The sequence below is a fragment of the Streptomyces sp. NPDC048506 genome (assembly GCF_040651315.1).
Classification (GTDB): domain Bacteria; phylum Actinomycetota; class Actinomycetes; order Streptomycetales; family Streptomycetaceae; genus Streptomyces.
In genome coordinates this window covers 32522-50079 of record NZ_JBEZIX010000022.1, presented here as the reverse complement: position 1 = coordinate 50079, position 17558 = coordinate 32522, and the positions used below count along the sequence as shown (strand labels likewise).

The 17558-nt window shown below is 69.8% G+C and carries 12 protein-coding genes, 1 tRNA gene and 1 riboswitch; of the genes, 4 read left to right on the top strand and 9 right to left on the bottom strand.

The genetic code is table 11. The features are described from left to right. The first annotated feature begins 7 nt into the window (after positions 1–7). Together AB0C96_RS19465 and AB0C96_RS19460 are read left to right on the top strand one after the other, a co-directional pair. Positions 8–2854: a CDP-glycerol glycerophosphotransferase family protein gene (locus AB0C96_RS19465; protein ID WP_362918960.1), complete on the top strand. Its 2847-nt coding sequence runs from the start codon at positions 8–10 to the stop codon at positions 2852–2854. Next, a complete protein-coding gene (locus AB0C96_RS19460; protein ID WP_362918889.1) occupies positions 2854–4023 on the top strand; it encodes a glycosyltransferase in 1170 nt (389 codons plus the stop codon). The genes AB0C96_RS19465 and AB0C96_RS19460 overlap by 1 nt, the downstream gene beginning before the upstream one ends. A gap of 115 nt (positions 4024–4138) precedes the next feature. On the opposite strand, the gene AB0C96_RS19455 is transcribed toward AB0C96_RS19460, so the two are convergent. Further along, a tRNA-Leu gene (locus AB0C96_RS19455) sits at positions 4139–4220 on the bottom strand. 477 nt (positions 4221–4697) lie between these two features. On the opposite strand from AB0C96_RS19455, the gene AB0C96_RS19450 reads away from it, so the two are divergent. Together AB0C96_RS19450 and AB0C96_RS19445 are read left to right on the top strand one after the other, a co-directional pair. Beyond that, on the top strand, positions 4698–5480 hold the full coding sequence (locus AB0C96_RS19450; RefSeq protein WP_362918888.1) for an ABC transporter ATP-binding protein: 783 nt from the start codon (positions 4698–4700) through the stop codon (positions 5478–5480). Between the two features lie 53 nt (positions 5481–5533). Next, positions 5534–8068, top strand: a complete 2535-nt coding sequence (locus AB0C96_RS19445) for an ABC transporter permease (protein ID WP_362918887.1) — start codon at positions 5534–5536, stop codon at positions 8066–8068. A 45-nt stretch (positions 8069–8113) separates the two neighbouring features. Here the strand turns inward: AB0C96_RS19445 and AB0C96_RS19440 are convergent, their stop codons facing one another. The 8 genes from AB0C96_RS19440 to AB0C96_RS19405 all read right to left on the bottom strand — a co-directional run bounded on the left by AB0C96_RS19440 (position 8114) and on the right by AB0C96_RS19405 (position 17441). Continuing rightward, positions 8114–9421, bottom strand: coding sequence for a cyclopropane-fatty-acyl-phospholipid synthase family protein (locus tag AB0C96_RS19440; RefSeq protein ID WP_362918886.1), 1308 nt, complete (start codon positions 9419–9421; stop codon positions 8114–8116). A gap of 215 nt (positions 9422–9636) precedes the next feature. Further along, on the bottom strand, positions 9637–11025 hold the full coding sequence (locus tag AB0C96_RS19435; RefSeq protein ID WP_362918885.1) for an NAD(P)/FAD-dependent oxidoreductase: 1389 nt from the start codon (positions 11023–11025) through the stop codon (positions 9637–9639). A gap of 448 nt (positions 11026–11473) precedes the next feature. Then, entirely contained in the window at positions 11474–12424 is a 951-nt protein-coding gene (locus AB0C96_RS19430) for a Ppx/GppA phosphatase family protein (RefSeq protein ID WP_362918884.1), read from the bottom strand. Further along, on the bottom strand, positions 12421–12963 hold the full coding sequence (locus AB0C96_RS19425) for a DUF501 domain-containing protein (RefSeq protein WP_362918883.1): 543 nt from the start codon (positions 12961–12963) through the stop codon (positions 12421–12423). Before AB0C96_RS19425 ends, AB0C96_RS19430 begins: the two co-directional genes overlap by 4 nt. A 112-nt stretch (positions 12964–13075) precedes the next feature. After that, positions 13076–13528 carry a septum formation initiator family protein gene (locus AB0C96_RS19420; RefSeq protein ID WP_362918882.1) on the bottom strand — a complete coding sequence of 151 codons (453 nt, stop codon included), beginning with the start codon at positions 13526–13528 and terminating at the stop codon, positions 13076–13078. Positions 13529–13646: 118 nt separating this feature from the next. Next, positions 13647–14936: a phosphopyruvate hydratase gene (gene eno / locus AB0C96_RS19415; RefSeq protein WP_362918881.1), complete on the bottom strand. Its 1290-nt coding sequence runs from the start codon at positions 14934–14936 to the stop codon at positions 13647–13649. Between the two features lie 347 nt (positions 14937–15283). Further along, a complete protein-coding gene (locus AB0C96_RS19410; protein ID WP_362918880.1) occupies positions 15284–15958 on the bottom strand; it encodes a transglycosylase family protein in 675 nt (224 codons plus the stop codon). 7 nt (positions 15959–15965) lie between these two features. Continuing rightward, positions 15966–16134: riboswitch (cyclic di-AMP (ydaO/yuaA leader) on the bottom strand. Positions 16135–16385: 251 nt separating this feature from the next. Beyond that, positions 16386–17441, bottom strand: coding sequence for a transglycosylase family protein (locus AB0C96_RS19405; RefSeq protein ID WP_362918879.1), 1056 nt, complete (start codon positions 17439–17441; stop codon positions 16386–16388). Positions 17442–17558 lie beyond the last annotated feature (117 nt).

The window sequence follows — 17558 nt, the reverse complement described above, 5'->3', positions numbered from 1 at the left end:
GGTGCCTGTGCCTGACGTCTCAGTAGTCGTCATCGTCTACAACGACGCCGACCGGTTGCCGACCGCGGTCCAGTCCGTACTGGACCAAACACTTCGGGACGTCGAGGTGGTGATCGTCGACGACTGCAGCACCGACCGTTCTTTCGATGTCGCGCAGCGCCTCGCGGCCACCCACCCCGGACGGGTCAGAGCCTTCCAGCTGCCGGAGAACAGCGGTGCGGGCGGCGAGCCGCGCAACGCCGGCATCCAGCACACCACGGGCCGCTATGTGATGTTCCTGGACAGCGACGACGTCCTGGAGGTCAATGCCTGCCGCAATATGCTGGAGGCCGCGGAGGAGAGCGGGTCGGACATCGTCTCCGGTCTGTGCGTCCGTCTGCACAAGGACACCCGTAACCAGAAGCGGGACGAGTGGTACTCCTGGCTGTATTCCACGACCCGCACACTGGAATCGGTCACCGAATTGCCGGACCTGTTCGTGTGGGACACCCTCTCCACCAACAAGTGTTATCGCCGCGATTTCCTCATCGAACACAATCTCCGTTTCCCCAAGGGGATGTTCTACGAGGACCTGATGTTTATCGCCGACGCCTATCTCGCGGCGCGGCGCATCACTCTGATTCCCAATCAGGTCTATTTCTGGCACGTGTTCGAGAAGGCCGCCGTGAAGTCGGTGACGAACCGGCGGCACGAAATGACGAACTATGCGCACCGGCTGGAGATCCACCAGCGCATCGACGCATTGCTGGCCGAGCGCGGGCTGACCGAGATGAAGCTCGCCAAGGACGTCAAATTCCTCAAGCACGACCTGGTGCTGCACCTGCGGGATCTGCCGTTCCGCGACGAGTCCTACCGCCGGGAGTTCGCCGAGCTCTCCCGGGACTACCTCGCCGGCATCGCCCCTGAGGCGTACGAGCGCGTCCAGCCGATCCAGGCGATCTGTGCGTACCTGCTCCAGCAGGGTGACTGGGACAACCTGATCCCGGCGGTCGACACGCTCATCAACCGCGACAAGGTCTCCTCGCCGCTCGCCGAGCACGACGGCCGGATCTACTGGTGCGGCGGCCACTTCGACGACGCGTTCGGCCGCGACGTGCTGGACGTGACCGACATCGGCTACCACGAGAAGCCGGTCAACCAGCTGTTCCTGCGCAACCAGCTGACCCGGTACGCCGAGTCCGGCCAGTCGGTCTCCCTGACCGGGCGGATCACCAATCCGCTCGGCGCCATCCCGCCGGGCGCCACGCTCAAGGCCGAGCTGGAGTTCAGCGCCCGCCGGCGCAGTCTCCAGTCCTTCCGCTTCCCGGTGCAGGTGGTGCGCCACGAGGGCGACGCCGTCCACTGGGAGGCCACCGCCGACCTCACCGCCAAGCTGCGCCCGCTGGGCATCGTCGACACCATCTGGGACGTACGGCTGCGCCTGGACGTGGACGGTGTGCGCACCACCACCCGGCTCACCGTCGCCGACACCCCGCTCACCGGCGGCCTGCCGGTCCGGCCGCGGCTGTCGCGGATGGTCGCCGATCACCTCCGGCCGCATGCGTCGGCCCGTGGGCACCTGGCGTTCGGCCTGGTCAGCGAGGGGCGTAGCGCCGAGCGGGTACAGGAGCTGATCACCCGCGGAGTGCGCGGCAGGCCGGGGACGCTGGCCAAGAGCGGCTACCGCAAGGCGAAGGACCTGCGCAGGAAGGTCACCTCCGGCGACAACAAGCTCCGCGCGTACCACGAGGTGTTCAGCCGGCTGCCGATCAAGAAGCGCACGGTGGTCTTCGAGAGCCACCTGGGCAAGCAGTACAGCGACAGCCCGCGCGCCATCTACGAGGAGATGCGGCGGCAGGGCCTGGACTTCGAGGCGATCTGGTCGTACGCCGGCTCCCCGAAGGACTTCCCCAAGGACGTCACGCTCGTCAAGCGCTGGTCGCTGGCGTACCTCAAGGCGCTGGCGCAGGCCGAGTTCTGGGTGGACAACCAGAGCTACCCGCTCAAGCTCAGCAAGCGCCCGGAGACCACCTACATCCAGACCTGGCACGGGTCGGCGCTGAAGAACATGGGCTTCGACCAGCCGGCGCTGAAGGCGCAGACCCGGCAGCAGCAGGCGGAGCAGCAGGCTTCGCTGGACCGCTTCGACCGCTTCCTGGTCCGTTCCGAGCACGATGTGCACACCCTCGCCAAGGCGTTCCGGCTCAAGGAGCGGACGCTGCTGCGGGTGGGCTACCCGCGCAATGACGCACTGGTGCGCACCCGGCAGCGGGAGGCGGACCTGGGACGGCGCGAACGCGGGGCGCTGGCCGCGGAGTTGGGCATTCCCGAGGACAAGACGGTGCTGCTTTATGCACCGACGTTCCGCAAGCACGGAGGGCGGCACGGGCGCTTCGCATTGCCCTTCGACGTGGAGCGTTTCGCCGACCAGTTCGGCGACAGCTTCGTCCTCCTGGTGCGCTCGCACTACCTCAATCACGTGGTGCTGCCACCGACCGTGCAGGGCCGGGTCATCGACGTCTCGGCGCGGCATGACGTGACGCCGATCCTGGAGCTGGCCGACGGGCTGATCACGGACTATTCGTCGGTGATGTTCGATTATGCGCTGCTCGATCGTCCGCTGGTGTTCTTCACCTACGACTACGACGAATACGTCCACGAGGGCCGTGGCACGTACTTCGATCTACTGGAGCACGCGCCGGGCCCGGTGGTCCGCACCGAGGACGAATTCCACGAGACGATCAAGTCGTTCGAGTCACAGGCGCTGGAATACGCGCAGAGCCGTAAGGAATTCGTCGCCAAGTTCGGAGAATACGACCGGGGCGACGCCGCCCGGAGCATCGTCGACCAGTTCTTTGCGCAGTGGAGCCGTTGATGACCAAGCCGTACGCAGCCGAGCCGCGGGACATCTTCTTCGTCTCCAACAGCGTCAACGAGATGGGCGGCATCACCAGTTGGTCGCACCAGATGGCGCGCCTGTTCAGCGAACGGGGGCACCGGGTGCACGTCGTCGGCATCGTGCCGCCGCCCGAGGGTCGGGCCCATGAGCTCGCCGACGACCTGCCGTTCGGGACCACCACGCTCTACGCCGAGCACCCGCCGAGCGTGCGTCCGGTGCGTGGCCTCAAGGACCGGCTCAACCTCGTCGAGCAGCGCCGCCGGGCCGCCCGGGAGGCCGGTATGCGCGAGCAGGCGGCCAAGATGAGCGCGCTGTTCCGGGCGGCCAAGCCGGGCGGGGTGGTGATCGTCACCCAGGTCTGGGCGATGGAGTGGGTCGCGCTGGCCGACACCGCCGGACTGACGGTGATCGGTATGAGCCATGAATCGTTCGAAACCTGTCGCAAGTCGTCCCGCTTCGGTCGCGTCAAGCGGTTTTACGAGGATGTCGACCGGATGCTGACGCTCACCCGCGAGGACGCCGACCGCTGGATCCGGCAGCGGATGGACAACGTCGGTTTCATGCCGAACCCGCTGCCGTTCTTCCCCGACGTGCCCTCGGACCGTTCCCACAAGTGCGTGGTGAGCATCGGCCGACTGCACGAGGAGAAGGGCGTCGACCTGCTGCTGGAGGCCTGGGCGAAGGTCGCGCCGCGGCACCCGGACTGGACGCTGCGGATCTACGGCTCCGGCGAGGAGGCGGAGGCGCTGCGCAAGTTGGCGGCGGAGCTGGGGGTGACCGACAGCATCGCGTGGATGGGGCGTACCAGCGATGTCCCCGGGGCGCTGCGGGAGAGCGCGGTGTTCGCGCTGAGCTCGCGCGGCGAGGGCTTCCCGCTGGCCCCCATGGAGGCCATGGCCACCGCGGTGCCGTGTGTGGCGTTCGACGTGGCGCCGGGCGTCCACGAGATCATCACGGACGGCGAGGACGGTCTGCTCGCCCCTCCGGGCAATGTCACCGAATTCGCCCGGCATCTCGACGCCCTGATGTCCGACAAGGACCTTCGGGACACGATGGGCGAAGCCGCGCGGGAGAACATCCAGCGCTTCTCCACGGATGAGATTGTCGAGCGCTGGGAGAGCCTCTTCGCGCTCATCGAGCGCTAGTCCGAGCCTTAGCGCATCAACCGCACAAAGCGAGGAGGGCCGCCGGCATTCACCGGCGGCCCTCCTCGTTGAATTTTCAGTCAATCGCCTGTCTTTGGCCCGCTGCTCGCGGGAGTGCCCGGAGCCGGACTTGAACCGGCACGGCCCGTAGGCCAGCGAGGTTTAAGCTCGCCGTGTCTGCATTCCACCATCCGGGCCTGGGATCCCCCATGCCACCTCAAAGAGGGCAGCACGAGCGTAGCCCGCAGGGCACGACGCAGATCGGCCACTCATCCCGAGGTTGTCTTATTTTATTGGCAACTGAGGGTGCATCAGCGCTGGGTACAGGCCTTCGGCACATGCCTGAGGCCCACTTATGCCAGACCCCCCCGCGGCGCAAATTCGTGCCCGAATTGACGGAAACTCGACGCACCCCTCGACGCGCCCCTCACCCCCACGGGGGGCCGGCCCCGACCGACCCCCGTGGGGCGGCGGCGTCAGGGTTCGTCTCCTCCCCAGGGATGACCGGGCGATCTACGGCTACGTCCCTGGTGTGGTCAAGGACGGTCACAGGGGTTGACGTCCGGCCCCCTTCTCCTGGCCCACGATGGAAACCGTTCGCTCGACGTCCGCGGCCCGCCGTCCCGGCCACCCGCGGACCAGATGGTCCCTCGTCCCGACAGGAGCTCCTTCCCGTGACCACCACCCACTCCGGCGTCTCCACCGCCAGCCGCGCCACCGCGGTGGCCGCCCGCGCCACGGATCTCACCAAGGTCTACGGACAGGGCGAGACCCAGGTGGTCGCCCTGGACGCGGTCTCCGTCGACTTCCGACAGGCCCAGTTCACCGCGATCATGGGCCCCTCCGGGTCCGGCAAGTCGACCCTGATGCACTGCATGGCGGGGCTGGACTCCATCTCCGGCGGCTCCGCCCGGATCGGCGACGTCGAACTGACCGGCCTGAAGGACAAGAAGCTCACCCAACTGCGGCGCGACAAGATCGGCTTCGTCTTCCAGGCGTTCAACCTGCTGCCGACCCTCAGTGCCCTGGAGAACATCACCCTCCCCATGGACATCGCCGGCCGTAAGCCGGACCGTGCCTGGCTGGACCGCGTGGTGGAGACGGTCGGCCTGAGCGGCCGCCTCAAGCACCGGCCCAGCCAGCTCTCCGGCGGCCAGCAGCAGCGGGTCGCGGTCGCCCGCGCGCTCGCCTCCCGTCCCGAGATCATCTTCGCCGACGAGCCCACCGGGAACCTCGACTCCCGCTCCGGCGCCGAGGTGCTCGGCTTCCTGCGCAACTCCGTGCGCGAACTGGGCCAGACCGTGGTGATGGTGACCCACGACCCGGTCGCCGCCTCCTACGCGGACCGCGTGGTCTTCCTCGCCGACGGCCGGATCGTCGACGACATGCCCAACCCGACCGCCGACATGGTGCTGGAGCGGATGAAGGGCTTCGACGCCAAGGGCCGCACGAGCTGACCCGTAGCAGCCGCCACCCCTCCTTAGGACCTCTTCTCCAGGACTGACCCATCATGTTCCGTACCGCCTTGCGCAACGTGCTTGCGCACAAGGCCCGGCTGCTGATGACCGTCCTCGCCGTCATGCTCGGCGTGGCCTTCGTCTCCGGCACCCTGGTCTTCACCTCGACCATCTCCGACGCGTTCCAGGCCAGCTCCCAAAAGGGCTACGACAACGTCGACGTCGCCATCCAGCCGCGGTCCTCGGACAGCGGCAACGGCGCGCCCGGCGCGACCCCCACGCTCGACCAGAAGCTGCTCGATGCCACCGCCGGGGTGCCCGGCGCCGCCTCCGTGACCGGCACCGTCTCCGGCTTCACCGCCATCGCCGACAAGAAGGGCGAGTTGATCGGCGACGGCTTCTCCACCCTCGGCGGCAACTACTTCCCCGGCAAGGACGGCAAGGACGCCCGCTACCCGATGCGCAGCGGCGTCGCCCCCCAGGGCGCGCACGAGTTCGCGCTGGACGCGCACACCGCGGACAAGGCCGGCTACCGGGTCGGCGACACCGTCCGGATCTCCGTCGACGGTCCGGTCCGTGAGCAGAAGCTGACCGGCGTCTTCACCACCGACGACGGCACGGTCGCGGCCGGTGGCAGCCTCGCGCTGTTCGACACCCCGACCGCCCAGAAGCTGTTCGCCACCCCCGGTCAGTTCAGCGAGATCGACGTCAAGGCCGTGCCCGGCACCTCCCAGACGGCCCTGAAGGCCGCGGTGGACAAGGTCCTGCCCAAGGGCGGCGCCGAGGCCACCACCGGCAGGCAACTCGCCGACGAGCAGGCGAAGATGATCGCCGAGAGCATGGACGGCATGAAGACCGGCCTGCTGGTCTTCGCCGGTATCGCGCTCTTCGTCGGCGTCTTCATCATCGCCAACACCTTCACCATGCTGGTCGCCCAGCGCACCAAGGAGCTGGCGCTGCTGCGCGCGGTCGGCGCGAGCCGCCGTCAGGTGACCCGCTCGGTGCTGATCGAGGCGTTCGTCGTCGGCGCGGTCGCCGCGGTCACCGGACTGGCCGCCGGCGTCGGCATCGGCGCCGGTCTGCGCGCCCTGATGAGCAGCACCGGCGCCACCGTTCCGGACGGCCCCCTGGTGGTCTCCCTCTCGACCGTCCTGATCTCGCTGCTCGTCGGCATCGTCATCACCGTGCTGGCCGCCTGGCTGCCGGGCCGCCGCGCGGCGAAGATCCCGCCGGTCGCCGCGATGAACAGCGTGCACGCCGCCGCCACCACCAAGTCGCTGGTGGTCCGCAACACCATCGGTGCGCTGTTCGCCGGCGCCGGTTGCGCGGGTGTGCTCGTCGCCACCGGGATGTCCGACGGCAAGGCCATGATGGCCGGCGGAGCGGCGGTACTGCTGATCGGCGTCTTCATCCTGACGCCGCTGCTGTCCCGTCCGCTGATCGCCCTGGCCACGCCGGTGCTGCGGGCCTTCGGGATCTCCGGCAAGCTCGCGCGGCAGAACGCGGTCCGCAATCCGCGCCGCACCGCCGCCACCGCCTCCGCTTTGATGGTGGGACTGACGCTGATCACCGGCCTGACGGTGATCGCGGGCAGCGTGCAGAAGGGCATCGACAAGATGGCCACCGACGCGCTCAAGGCCGACTACGTCGTCTCCATGGCCAGCCACACGCCGCTCTCGCCCGACGTGGCGAAGAAGCTCGCCGGTCTGGACGGGGTCACCGCCTCCAGCCCGCTGCGCAACTCCCCGGCCCGGATCGGCACCAGGACCACGTACCTGACCGGCGTCAACGGCAAGGACTTCGGCAAGCTCACCCAGCTCGACTTCGTCCACGGCTCGCTGGGCGAACTGCACGGTGGCCGGGCCGTGGTGGACGACGCCACCGCCGAGATGAAGGGCTGGCGGCTCGGCTCCCGCTTGCCGGTGACGTTCGAGGACGGCAAGAAGGGGACGCTGACCGTCTCCGGTGTCTACCGGGGCAACGACCTGATCCACGGCATCCTCCTGGACAACGCCACCCTGGCCCCGCACCAGAAGCAGATCACCGATATGCAGGTGATGGTCAAGACCAAGGACGGCGCCACCGACGCCGCCAAGGACTCGCTGGTCACGGCGCTCGGCAAGAACCCGGCGATCACCGTCGCCGACAAGAAGGACGTCTCCGACGGCATCGCCCAGATGTTCAACCTGATGCTGAACATGCTCTACGGGCTGCTGGCCATGGCCGTGATCGTCGCGGTGCTCGGCGTCATCAACACCCTGGCGATGTCGGTCTTCGAGCGCTCCCAGGAGATCGGGATGCTGCGGGCCATCGGCCTGGACCGCCGCGGCATCAAGCGGATGGTCCGCCTGGAGTCGCTGGTGATCTCCCTCTTCGGCGGGGTCCTCGGCATCGGCCTGGGCGTGTTCTTCGGCTGGGCGGCCGGTGAACTGATCGGCGGCTCGCTGCCGACGTACGAACTGGTCCTGCCCTGGGGCCGGATGGGCGTCTTCCTGGCGCTCGCCGCCCTGGTCGGCGTGCTCGCCGCGCTGTGGCCCGCCCGCCGGGCGGCCAAGCTGAACATGCTGGCCGCCATCAAGGCGGAGTAGTCGGTGCGGTGCGCCGGGTCCGGACGGGCCCGGCGCACCGGTGCGTCAGCCCGTCCAGGAGCGCGCCCGCAGCGGCATCCCGGCCGACCCCGAATCCGGCGTCCGCACCGCCAGCACCTGGTTGACCCCTATGCGGTTCCGCTCGAACGACAGGGCGGAGGCCGCCATGTACAGCCGCCAGACCCGGGCCCGGCCCGGGGACGTGAGCCGCGCCGCCCGGTCCCAGTGGGCCTCCAGGTTGGCGACCCAACTGCGCAGCGTCAGCGCGTAGTGCTCCCGGATCGCCTCCACGTCCCGCACCTCGAAGCCGGCCTCCTCCAACTGGCCGACCGTCCGGCCGACCGGCGCCAGCTCACCGTCCGGGAAGACGTAGCGGTCGATGAACTCGTCGACGCGGTAGGCCTCCTCGTCCGCCAACGGCCGCCGCGCGATCTGGTGGTTCAGCAGCCGGCCACCGGGCCTGAGCAGGGCGTACAGCGCGCTCGCGTACTCCGCGTACTGCGTCCGGCCGACGTGCTCGGCCATCCCGATCGAGGAGACCGCGTCGAACGGCTCGTCATGGATCTCGCGGTAGTCCTGCACCCGGATCTCGACCCGGTCGGTGAGCCCGGCCTCGGCGACCCGCTTGCGGGCGTACGTCGCCTGCTCCTCGGAGAGGGTGATGCCGACCGCCCGCACGCCGTACTCGCCGGCTGCGTGCAGCACCATCGAGCCCCAGCCGCAGCCCACGTCCAGCAGCCGCTGCCCCTCCGTGAGGCCGAGCTTGCGGCAGATCAGGTCCAGCTTGTCGCGCTGGGCGTCCTCCAGGGTCGCCCCGGGGTCCTCCCAGTACGCGCACGAGTAGACCATCGAGGGGCCCAGCACCAGCTCGTAGAAGTCGTTGCCGACGTCGTAGTGGTGGCTGATGGCTTCCTTGTCGCGCCGCAGGGTGTGCAGCGGTCCACGGCGCCGCCGGAGCTCCTCGGCGGGCGGTGTCGGCGGTACGGGGGCGCCGGCCAGCGACAGCGCCTCGCGCACGGCGGCACGGACCTCCGGCCGGGCCAGGGCCCGCAGGCCGGCGGCGCGCTGCGGTGCGGGGGTGGCGGCGCGCTCCCAGAGCAGCCCGGCGAGCCGGTCGAGCGCTTCGTAGAGGTCGCCTTCGACGTCGATGTCACCGGCCACCCAGGCGCGGGCCAGGCCCAGTTCGCCGGGCTTGAACAGCATCCGGCGCAGTGCGCGGCGGTGGCGGATGACGAGGACCGGGGCGCCCGGCGGGCCGGACTCGCTGCGGTCCCAGGCCCGGATCCGTACCGGCAGCGGGGCTCCCAGCACCTCCTCTGCGAGCTTGGTGAGCCGTCCAGCGGCGTCGGCCATGTCGCACACCTCCGTGTTGACGAGTCGGGCACTCGGGCGAAGAAAGATTCACCCGCCACGTAAACGTCAAGTGGGCGCCCGGATAATCCCGTTCGCCTGCTAGAGAACCGCAAACCGCCCGGTATTCGCCAGAGCGGACACGCCAAAGGGCGCCCGCCCCACGGATGGCGGACGCCCTTCGGGCTGGTCGGAGTACGCGGTACCCGACCGGGAAATCAGGAGGCCTTGGCCTTCGGCTTGTCGCCGGAGCCGGCCGCGGCCGGAGCGGGGGCCGGCTTGGCCGCCTCGTAGAACTCCTCGCGGGGGTTCTCCATGGCGCCGAGCGAGACGACCTCGCGCTTGAGGAACATGGCCAGCGTCCAGTCGGCGAAGACCCGGATCTTGCGGTTGAACGTCGGCATCGCCATGCCGTGGTACGCGCGGTGCATGTACCAGGCGAGACGGCCCTTGAGCTTGATCTTCATCTTGCCGACGACGATCATCGCGACGCCCTTGTGCAGGCCCAGACCGGCGACCGCACCCTTGTTGGCGTGGCTGTACTCCGTCTGCGGGAAGCCCCGCATGCCGGAGACCACGTTGTCGCCGAGGACCTTGGCCTGCCGCAGCGCGTGCTGCGCGTTCGGCGGGCACCAGGCGTTCTCGTTGCCGTTCTTGCGGCCGACCAGGTCCGGGACCTGGGCGTTGTCGCCGGCGGCCCAGATGTAGTCGGTGCCCTGCACCTGGAGGGTGGGGGCGGTGTCGACGTGACCGCGCGGGCCGAGCGGCAGGCCGTAGCGGGCCAGCGCCGGGTTGGGCTTGACGCCCGCGGTCCACACGATGGTGTTGGAGTCGACCTCAAGGCCGTTGTTGAGCTTGACGTGGCCGTCGACGCAGGAGTCCATGCCGGTCTTGAGGTAGACCTCGACGCCGCGGGACTCCAGGTGCTCCTTGCCGTAGGAGCCGAGCTTGGGGCCGACCTCGGGGAGGATCTTGTCGGCCACGTCGACGAGCAGGAAGCGCATGTCCTCGCGCTTCACGTTCTTGTAGTACTTCGCGGCGTCGCGGGCCATGTCCTCGACCTCGCCGACGGTCTCCGCACCGGCGAAGCCACCACCGACGAAGACGAAGGTGAGCGCCTTGCGGCGGACCTCTTCGTCGGTCGTGGAGTCGGCCTTGTCCAGCTGCTCCAGGACGTGGTTGCGCAGGCCGATGGCCTCCTCGATGCCCTTCATGCCGATGCCGTTCTCGGCCAGGCCGGGGATCGGGAAGGTGCGGGAGACCGCGCCGAGCGCGACGACCAGGTAGTCGAAGGGCAGCTCGTACGCCTCGCCGACCAGCGGGGCGATCGTGGCGACCTTGCGGTCCTGATCGATGGTGGTGACCCGGCCGGTGAGGACCTCCGCCTTGGGGAGCACGCGTCGCAGCGGGACGACGACATGCCGGGGGGAGATGCTGCCGGCGGCGGCTTCGGGCAGGAAGGGCTGATAGGTCATGTACGACCGCGGGTCGACGACCGTGACGGTCGCCTCGCCGTAGCGCATCTTCTTGAGGATGCGCCGAGCTGCGTACAGGCCTACGTACCCACCGCCTACTACGAGGATCCTGGGACGCTCCGTGGTGCTCATGCAATCGAGTATCCACCCCCACATGGGGGGTCGCTCGTGAGCCCCTTCACAAGGACCCAAGGGGTATCTGCTACACTCCGCCGGCTTCGTGACGGACGCCATAGTGCAGAGTGGAACCACCACAGTGTGCGAGGCGTTGGAGACCCCCGTTGATCAGGCCTTGTCGGCCCTCAGGCGGCCGAACCACACCCTCCGGGAGTCCTCCGTCAACGCGCCGTGACCCACGCAATCTCCGGGTCGAAGGGTCTTAGGACCTTCGAATGAGGGTCGGACGATCAGATTGTTCGCCCAACAGGAGGCTTTTTCATGTGAAGGATTTCACGAACCTTTTTTCCCAAGCCCCCCGCAGAGGCCCCTCGGACCCCCTGAAAGCCGCTCGGACGGGCGTTGCGCCCGCTCAAAAGCCGGGTCGGCAGGGGCCGTTCACCCCCGCCGACCGCCCGCACCATCAGCCGGCGAGGACACAGCTCCAGGCGATTCCGTCCAGAATGTCGTGTTCGCTGACCACGACCTCCTCGGCGCCCGTCCGCTCCATGATCGACAGCAGTACCAGCGCGCCCGCAGCGATCACGTCGACCCGGCCCGGGTGCATCACGGGGATGGCCGCCCGCTCGGCGTGGGTGGAGGCCAGCAGGTGCTCGGTGATCTCGCGGACCTCGGCCAGCGAGATCCGGGAGTGGTGGATGGCCTCGGAGGCGTAGTGGTCCAGGCCCAGCGCGATACCGGCGACCGTGGTCACCGAGCCGGCCAGCCCCACCAGGGTGGCGGCCTCGCCCAGCGGCACGGCCTCCTCGGCCCGGTCCAGCGCCGCGGCGATGTCGGCCTTCATCGCGGTGATCTGCGCCGGGGTCGGCGGGTCGCTGATCTCTCCGCCGTGCACCAGGTGCCGCTCGGTCATCCGTACGCAGCCGACGTCGACCGAGCGCGCGGCCCGTACGGTCTCCGCACCGAGGACGAACTCGGTCGAGCCGCCGCCGATGTCCACCACCAGGAACGGCTTGGCCATGTCCTCGCGTCCGGCGAGCTCCTTGGTGGCGCCGTTGAAGGAGAACTCCGCCTCCTGGTCGCCGGTGATCACCTCGGGCTCCACGCCCAGGATGTCCACCACGCCACGGACGAAGTCCGCACGGTTCTCCGCGTCCCGGGAGGCCGAGGTCGCCACGAAGCGGACCTGCTCCGCCTCCAGGCCCTTGATCACCGCGGCGTACTCCCGGCAGGCCGCGAAGGTGCGCTCCAGCGCCTCGGGCGCCAGTCGCCCGGTGCGGTCCACGCCCTGGCCCAGCCGGACGATCTGCATCCGGCGGTCGAGCTCCTTCAGCTCGCCGGTCTCCGGGTCCACGTCCGCGACCAGCAGGCGGATGGAGTTGGTACCGCAGTCGATGGCGGCGACGCGCTTCACTCGGACTTCCCCTCGTCGGTGTCGGTGCACGGACTCACGCACGGCCCCTTCTTCCACCACTCCGGCAGCATCGCGAGCGCCTCGTCACCGAGCGGGTTGACGCCCGGCCCGGCCGCCAGCGAGTGGCCGACGAGGACGTGCAGGCACTTGACCCGGTCCGGCATGCCGCCGGCGCTCGGGAAGCCCGCCAGCACCTCGATGGCGTCCCGCCGACGAATGTAGTCCTCGTGCGCCGCGCGGTAGGCGGCGGCAAGCGCAGGGTCGGTCGCCAGCCGCTCGGACATCTCCTTCATCACGCCGTTCGCCTCCAGCGTGCCGATCGCGGAGGCCGCGCGGGGGCAGGTGAGGTAGTAGAGCGTGGGGAAGGGTGTGCCGTCCTCCAGGCGCGGCGCGGTCTCGACGACGTCCGGCTGGCCGCAGGGGCAGCGGTGCGCGATGGCGCGCAGTCCGCGCGGCGGGCGGCCAAGCTGCTCCTTGAAGGCGGCGATGTCCGCGGCGGTGGGCTCGGTGGGCTCGGTCTGGGGCGGAGGGGTTTCCATGGGTGCTTTCGGTGAGGTGGTGGTGAGCGGCGGTACGGGCCGTTGCTGTCGACAGTACGGGCTGCCGCGCACGGACGGTACGGACCCCGGCGGGGCACCCCCTACGGGGCGACTAGCGCCGGTCGGCCGCGTCGACGGTGCTCCACAGGTTCTCGTACCAGGGGGGCTGCGCCGCCCGCGGCCCCCTGGGAGCGGCGGCGGAGCCGGAGCCGTCCTGGACGATGTATCCGGTCTCGCCCGGCACCACGTAGTGCAGATGCCGACGGGCCTGCTGGCGCACGTACTCCGGGTCCTGCCAGCGGGCCTTCTGCTCGCGCAGCCGGTCGAGCGCGGCGCCGACGTCCTGGGCCTTGCGGCGCTGGTCGGCGATGTCGGAGCGCTGGGAGACGTACTGCCTTATCGGGTACGCGAGTGCGACCACCAGGGAGCACATCACCAGCGCCAGCAGGGCGGCGCGGCCGGTGAGGCGGTTGCGGCGGGCCGGGCGGGCTCGGTAGACGCGGGCGGCGGCCTGCTCGCCGAGCGCCTTGAGTCGGGTCGCGGTCGAGAACCGGTCCGCGGGCACGTCGTCTCCCCTCCACTTGCTGACGCCTCAACTGCCGAAGCAGGTACGTCCCCGGCAACGGTACGGGACCGTTGCCGGGGACGTGAGCAGACTGGCTCGCGCTCAGCCCTTGCTGTCCTTACTGGTTCGCGGAGCGAAACCGCGGGAAGGCGCTGCGGCCGGCGTACACCGCGGCGTCGTCGAGGATCTCCTCGATGCGCAGCAGCTGGTTGTACTTGGCGACGCGCTCGGAGCGGGCCGGGGCGCCGGTCTTGATCTGGCCGCAGTTGGTGGCGACGGCGAGGTCGGCGATGGTGACGTCCTCGGTCTCGCCGGAGCGGTGCGACATCATGCACTTGAAGCCGTTGCGCTGGGCCAGCTCGACGGCGTCCAGGGTCTCGGTCAGCGAACCGATCTGGTTGACCTTCACCAGCAGCGCGTTGGCGGAGCCCTCCTCGATGCCGCGGGCGAGGCGCTCGGGGTTGGTGACGAAGAGGTCGTCGCCGACCAGCTGGACCTTGGCGCCGAGCTTGTCGGTGATGACCTTCCAGCCGGCCCAGTCGTCCTCGAACAGCGGGTCCTCGATGGAGACCAGCGGGTACGCGGAGACGAGCTCCTCGTAGTACTCCGTCATCTCGGCGGCGGAGCGCTCCTTGCCCTCGAAGACGTACTTGCCGTCCTTGTAGAACTCGGAGGCGGCGACGTCCAGGGCGAGGGCGATGTCCTGACCGGGGGCGTAGCCGGCCTGCTTGATGGCCTCCAGGATGAGGTCCAGGGCCTCGCGGTTGGAGCCCAGGTTGGGGGCGAAGCCGCCCTCGTCACCGAGGCCGGTGGACAGACCGCGCTCCTTCAGGACCTTCTTGAGGGTGTGGTAGACCTCGGCGCCCCAGCGCAGCGCCTCGGAGAAGGACTCCGCGCCGATCGGGGCGATCATGAACTCCTGGATGTCCACGTTGGAGTCGGCGTGCGAGCCGCCGTTCAGGATGTTCATCATCGGGACGGGCAGGATGTGCGCGTTCGGGCCGCCGAGGTAGCGGAACAGCGGGAGGTCGCTGGCCTCCGAGGCGGCGTGCGCGACGGCGAGGGAGACGCCGAGGATGGCGTTGGCGCCGAGCGAGCCCTTGTTGTCGGTGGCGTCCAGGTCGAACATCGCCTGGTCGATCAGCCGCTGCTCGGTCGCGTCGTAGCCGACGAGCTCCGGGCCGATCTGCTCGATGACGGCCAGGACGGCCTTCTCGACGCCCTTGCCGAGGTAGCGGTTCGGGTCGCCGTCGCGGAGCTCGATGGCCTCGAAGGCGCCGGTGGAGGCACCGGACGGGACGGCGGCACGGCCCGTGCTGCCGTCGTCGAGGCCGACCTCGACCTCGACCGTGGGATTACCTCGCGAGTCGAGAATTTCGCGGGCTACGACGACGTCGATGGACGGCACGTTGTCTCCTTCATGGGTGTCTGGAGTTCTCCGGCATGAGCCTAACGGCCCCGGGCGCGTCCGCTTGCCCTCGGCCCGCTCCGTGGGACGGAATTACGGAACAAAGAACGCAAAGGCGCAGTTCATCGGGCGTTCTCCGCATTGTTCGCTGAGCGGGAAAAACCGCGGGACGTAGCAGGTCACCGGCGTGTGCATCCCGGGCGCGCGGAGAGTGCGAGCAGCCCCGCCGGGGTGCGCCGGGGGGAGGGCGCGCCCCGGCGGGGCTGTCTCAGGGGGAACTCACGGGAAACCGGCCGGACGGGACCGGGTGCCCGCCGGGGCCGGTGGGGGTCCCGGCGCGGGACGGCTCAGACGCTGAGCTTCTGACCCGGGAAGATCAGGTTCGGGTTGCCGCCGACGACCGACTTGTTGGCCGCGTAGAGCGCCTTCCAGTTGGTGCCGTGCGCCTTGGCGATCTTCGCGAGGGTGTCACCCGGCTTGACGGTGTAGGTGCCCTGACCGTCGGACTTCTTCGCCTCGGACTTCTTCGGGGCCGGCTGCGCCTTCTCGGCCTTGGGGGCCGGGGTGGACTTCCGCACGGCGTCGTCGCTCTTCTGCGGCGCGGACTTGGTCTGCGCGGGCGCGCTGGTGTCCAGGTCGGGGGACGGGCCACCGGCGGTCAGGCCGCCGGCACCGGCGCAGGACCAGGCGCCCGGGCCCTGGATGGCGAGGAGCTTCTCGGCGACGGCGATCTGCTGGGACTTGGTGGCCAGGTCGGCGCGCGCCGCGTACTGGGTGCCACCGGCGGCGGCCCAGCTGGAGTTGGAGAACTGAAGGCCACCGTAGTAGCCGTTACCGGTGTTGATCGACCAGTTCCCGCCGGACTCGCACTGGGCGACCTTGTCCCAGGTGGCGACGGAGGCGGCGGAGGCGGAGGTGGCGCCCATCAGCGGGACGGCCACGGCGGCACCGGCGACACCGGCGAGGGTGGCGACGCGGACGGCCTTGGAGGGACGACGGTGCTTGCCCTTGTTGATCAGCATGGTTCGTTCGTTTCCTCACCGACGCCTACGAGGTGAGCTGTCGGGTTCGGACTGTGAGTGGCCCGGCCGGTGCGTCGAACGCACCGGGCTTCACCCCAAGCCGGCTGACCCGCTGTCACGGGCCGGGCCGGCACTTACCTTGGTTCCCCCGCTCCTGCCTTCGGCGCTTGCGCGTCAACTGCCTCCGATCACCGGCAGGACTCGGCGTGTGATCGGAGGGGCCCGCTTTGGCGAGCGGTCATGACCGTAAGCAGTAATCCCCTTGGTGTTCAAACCCCATCATCTGAACCAAGTTGACCGCTTTTGATCACAGGATGGTCACATATCCGCAGGTGGGACAGGGTCCGACGACACCGGACGGACCGGGGTTCACCGGGCGCAAAGAGACCCTTGTCTCACTTTCGCCAAAACGGACGAAGGCCGCGAACTAGCCTTGCGCATTCCCGAGATCGAGCCGCTGCCCCGGCTGGATCAGGTCCGCGTCGGCGCCGATGACGCCCTCGTTGCGCTCGTAGAGCGCGGGCCAGCCGCCGGGCAGCCGGTGCGCCGTGGCGATGGCTGACAGGCTGTCACCCGGGCGCACGGTGTAGTCGCCGTCGGCCGCCGGGTCCGTGCGGGGCGCATCGTCGCCGCGCGAGGCGTGCCGGCCGCCGGCGGAGCGCCCGCCGTCCCCGTCGGTGTCATCGACGTCGCCGCGGTGCTTGCCCTTGGGGGGCACCTGGTGCGGGGTGCCGGAGGTGTCCGTACGGCTGCCGCCGTCGGACGGCCCGTCGGGGTCGGACGATCCCTTGTCGTCCGATGACCCGGCACCGTCGGACGATCCCGTGCCGTCGGTCGATCCGGTGGCGTCGGTCGATCCGGCGGCGTCGGACGGGTCGCCGGTACGGGACGGGTCACCGGGGCGGGAGGCGCCGTCGCCGTCGCCGTCGTGGCCCGGCGCCTTGGAGCCGGAGGACCCGTGGTCGTGGTCCGGGCGCCGGGAGGCGTCGTCGGAGCCGGAGGTGTCGGAGGCGGAGGGCGAGGGCGTCGCGTCGGACGGCCGGTCGGACGGCTCGTCACCGTTCTCGCCCTGGTTGCCCGACGGGTCCCAGGAACGGTCCGGGTCGACCCCACGGTCCACGGGGTCGGGCAGCGGAGTGCTGGCGTTGCCCGGGTCGACCTGCGGTGCGCGGCCGTCCTTGGTCAGCCCGGCGTTCACCGCGCAGCTCGGCCAGGCGTCCGGGCCCCGGTCGTCGAGGATCGACTCGGCCACCGCGATCTGCTGGGCGCGACTGGCGAGGTCGGGGCGCGAGGCGTAGGCGCCGCCGCCGTAGTCGTCCCACATCTGCTGGGTCAGCTGTAGCCCGCCGTAGAAGCCGTTGCCCGAGGCCGCGCTCCACACCCCGCCGCTCTCGCACTGGGCGACCTTGTCCCAGGTGGCCGTGTCGGCGGCGTGCGCACCGCTGGCGGAGAGCAGGGGCAGTGCGAGCCCTGCGCCGGTCACTCCCGCCGTGACAAAGATGGCCGGTGCCTGACGGGGGCGTCGGTGTCGGCCGTTCCCGGAACGCATGCGGATGCCTTTCGCGCGGCGGTTGAGTTGTTCGGCGACCGACCGGGTCCT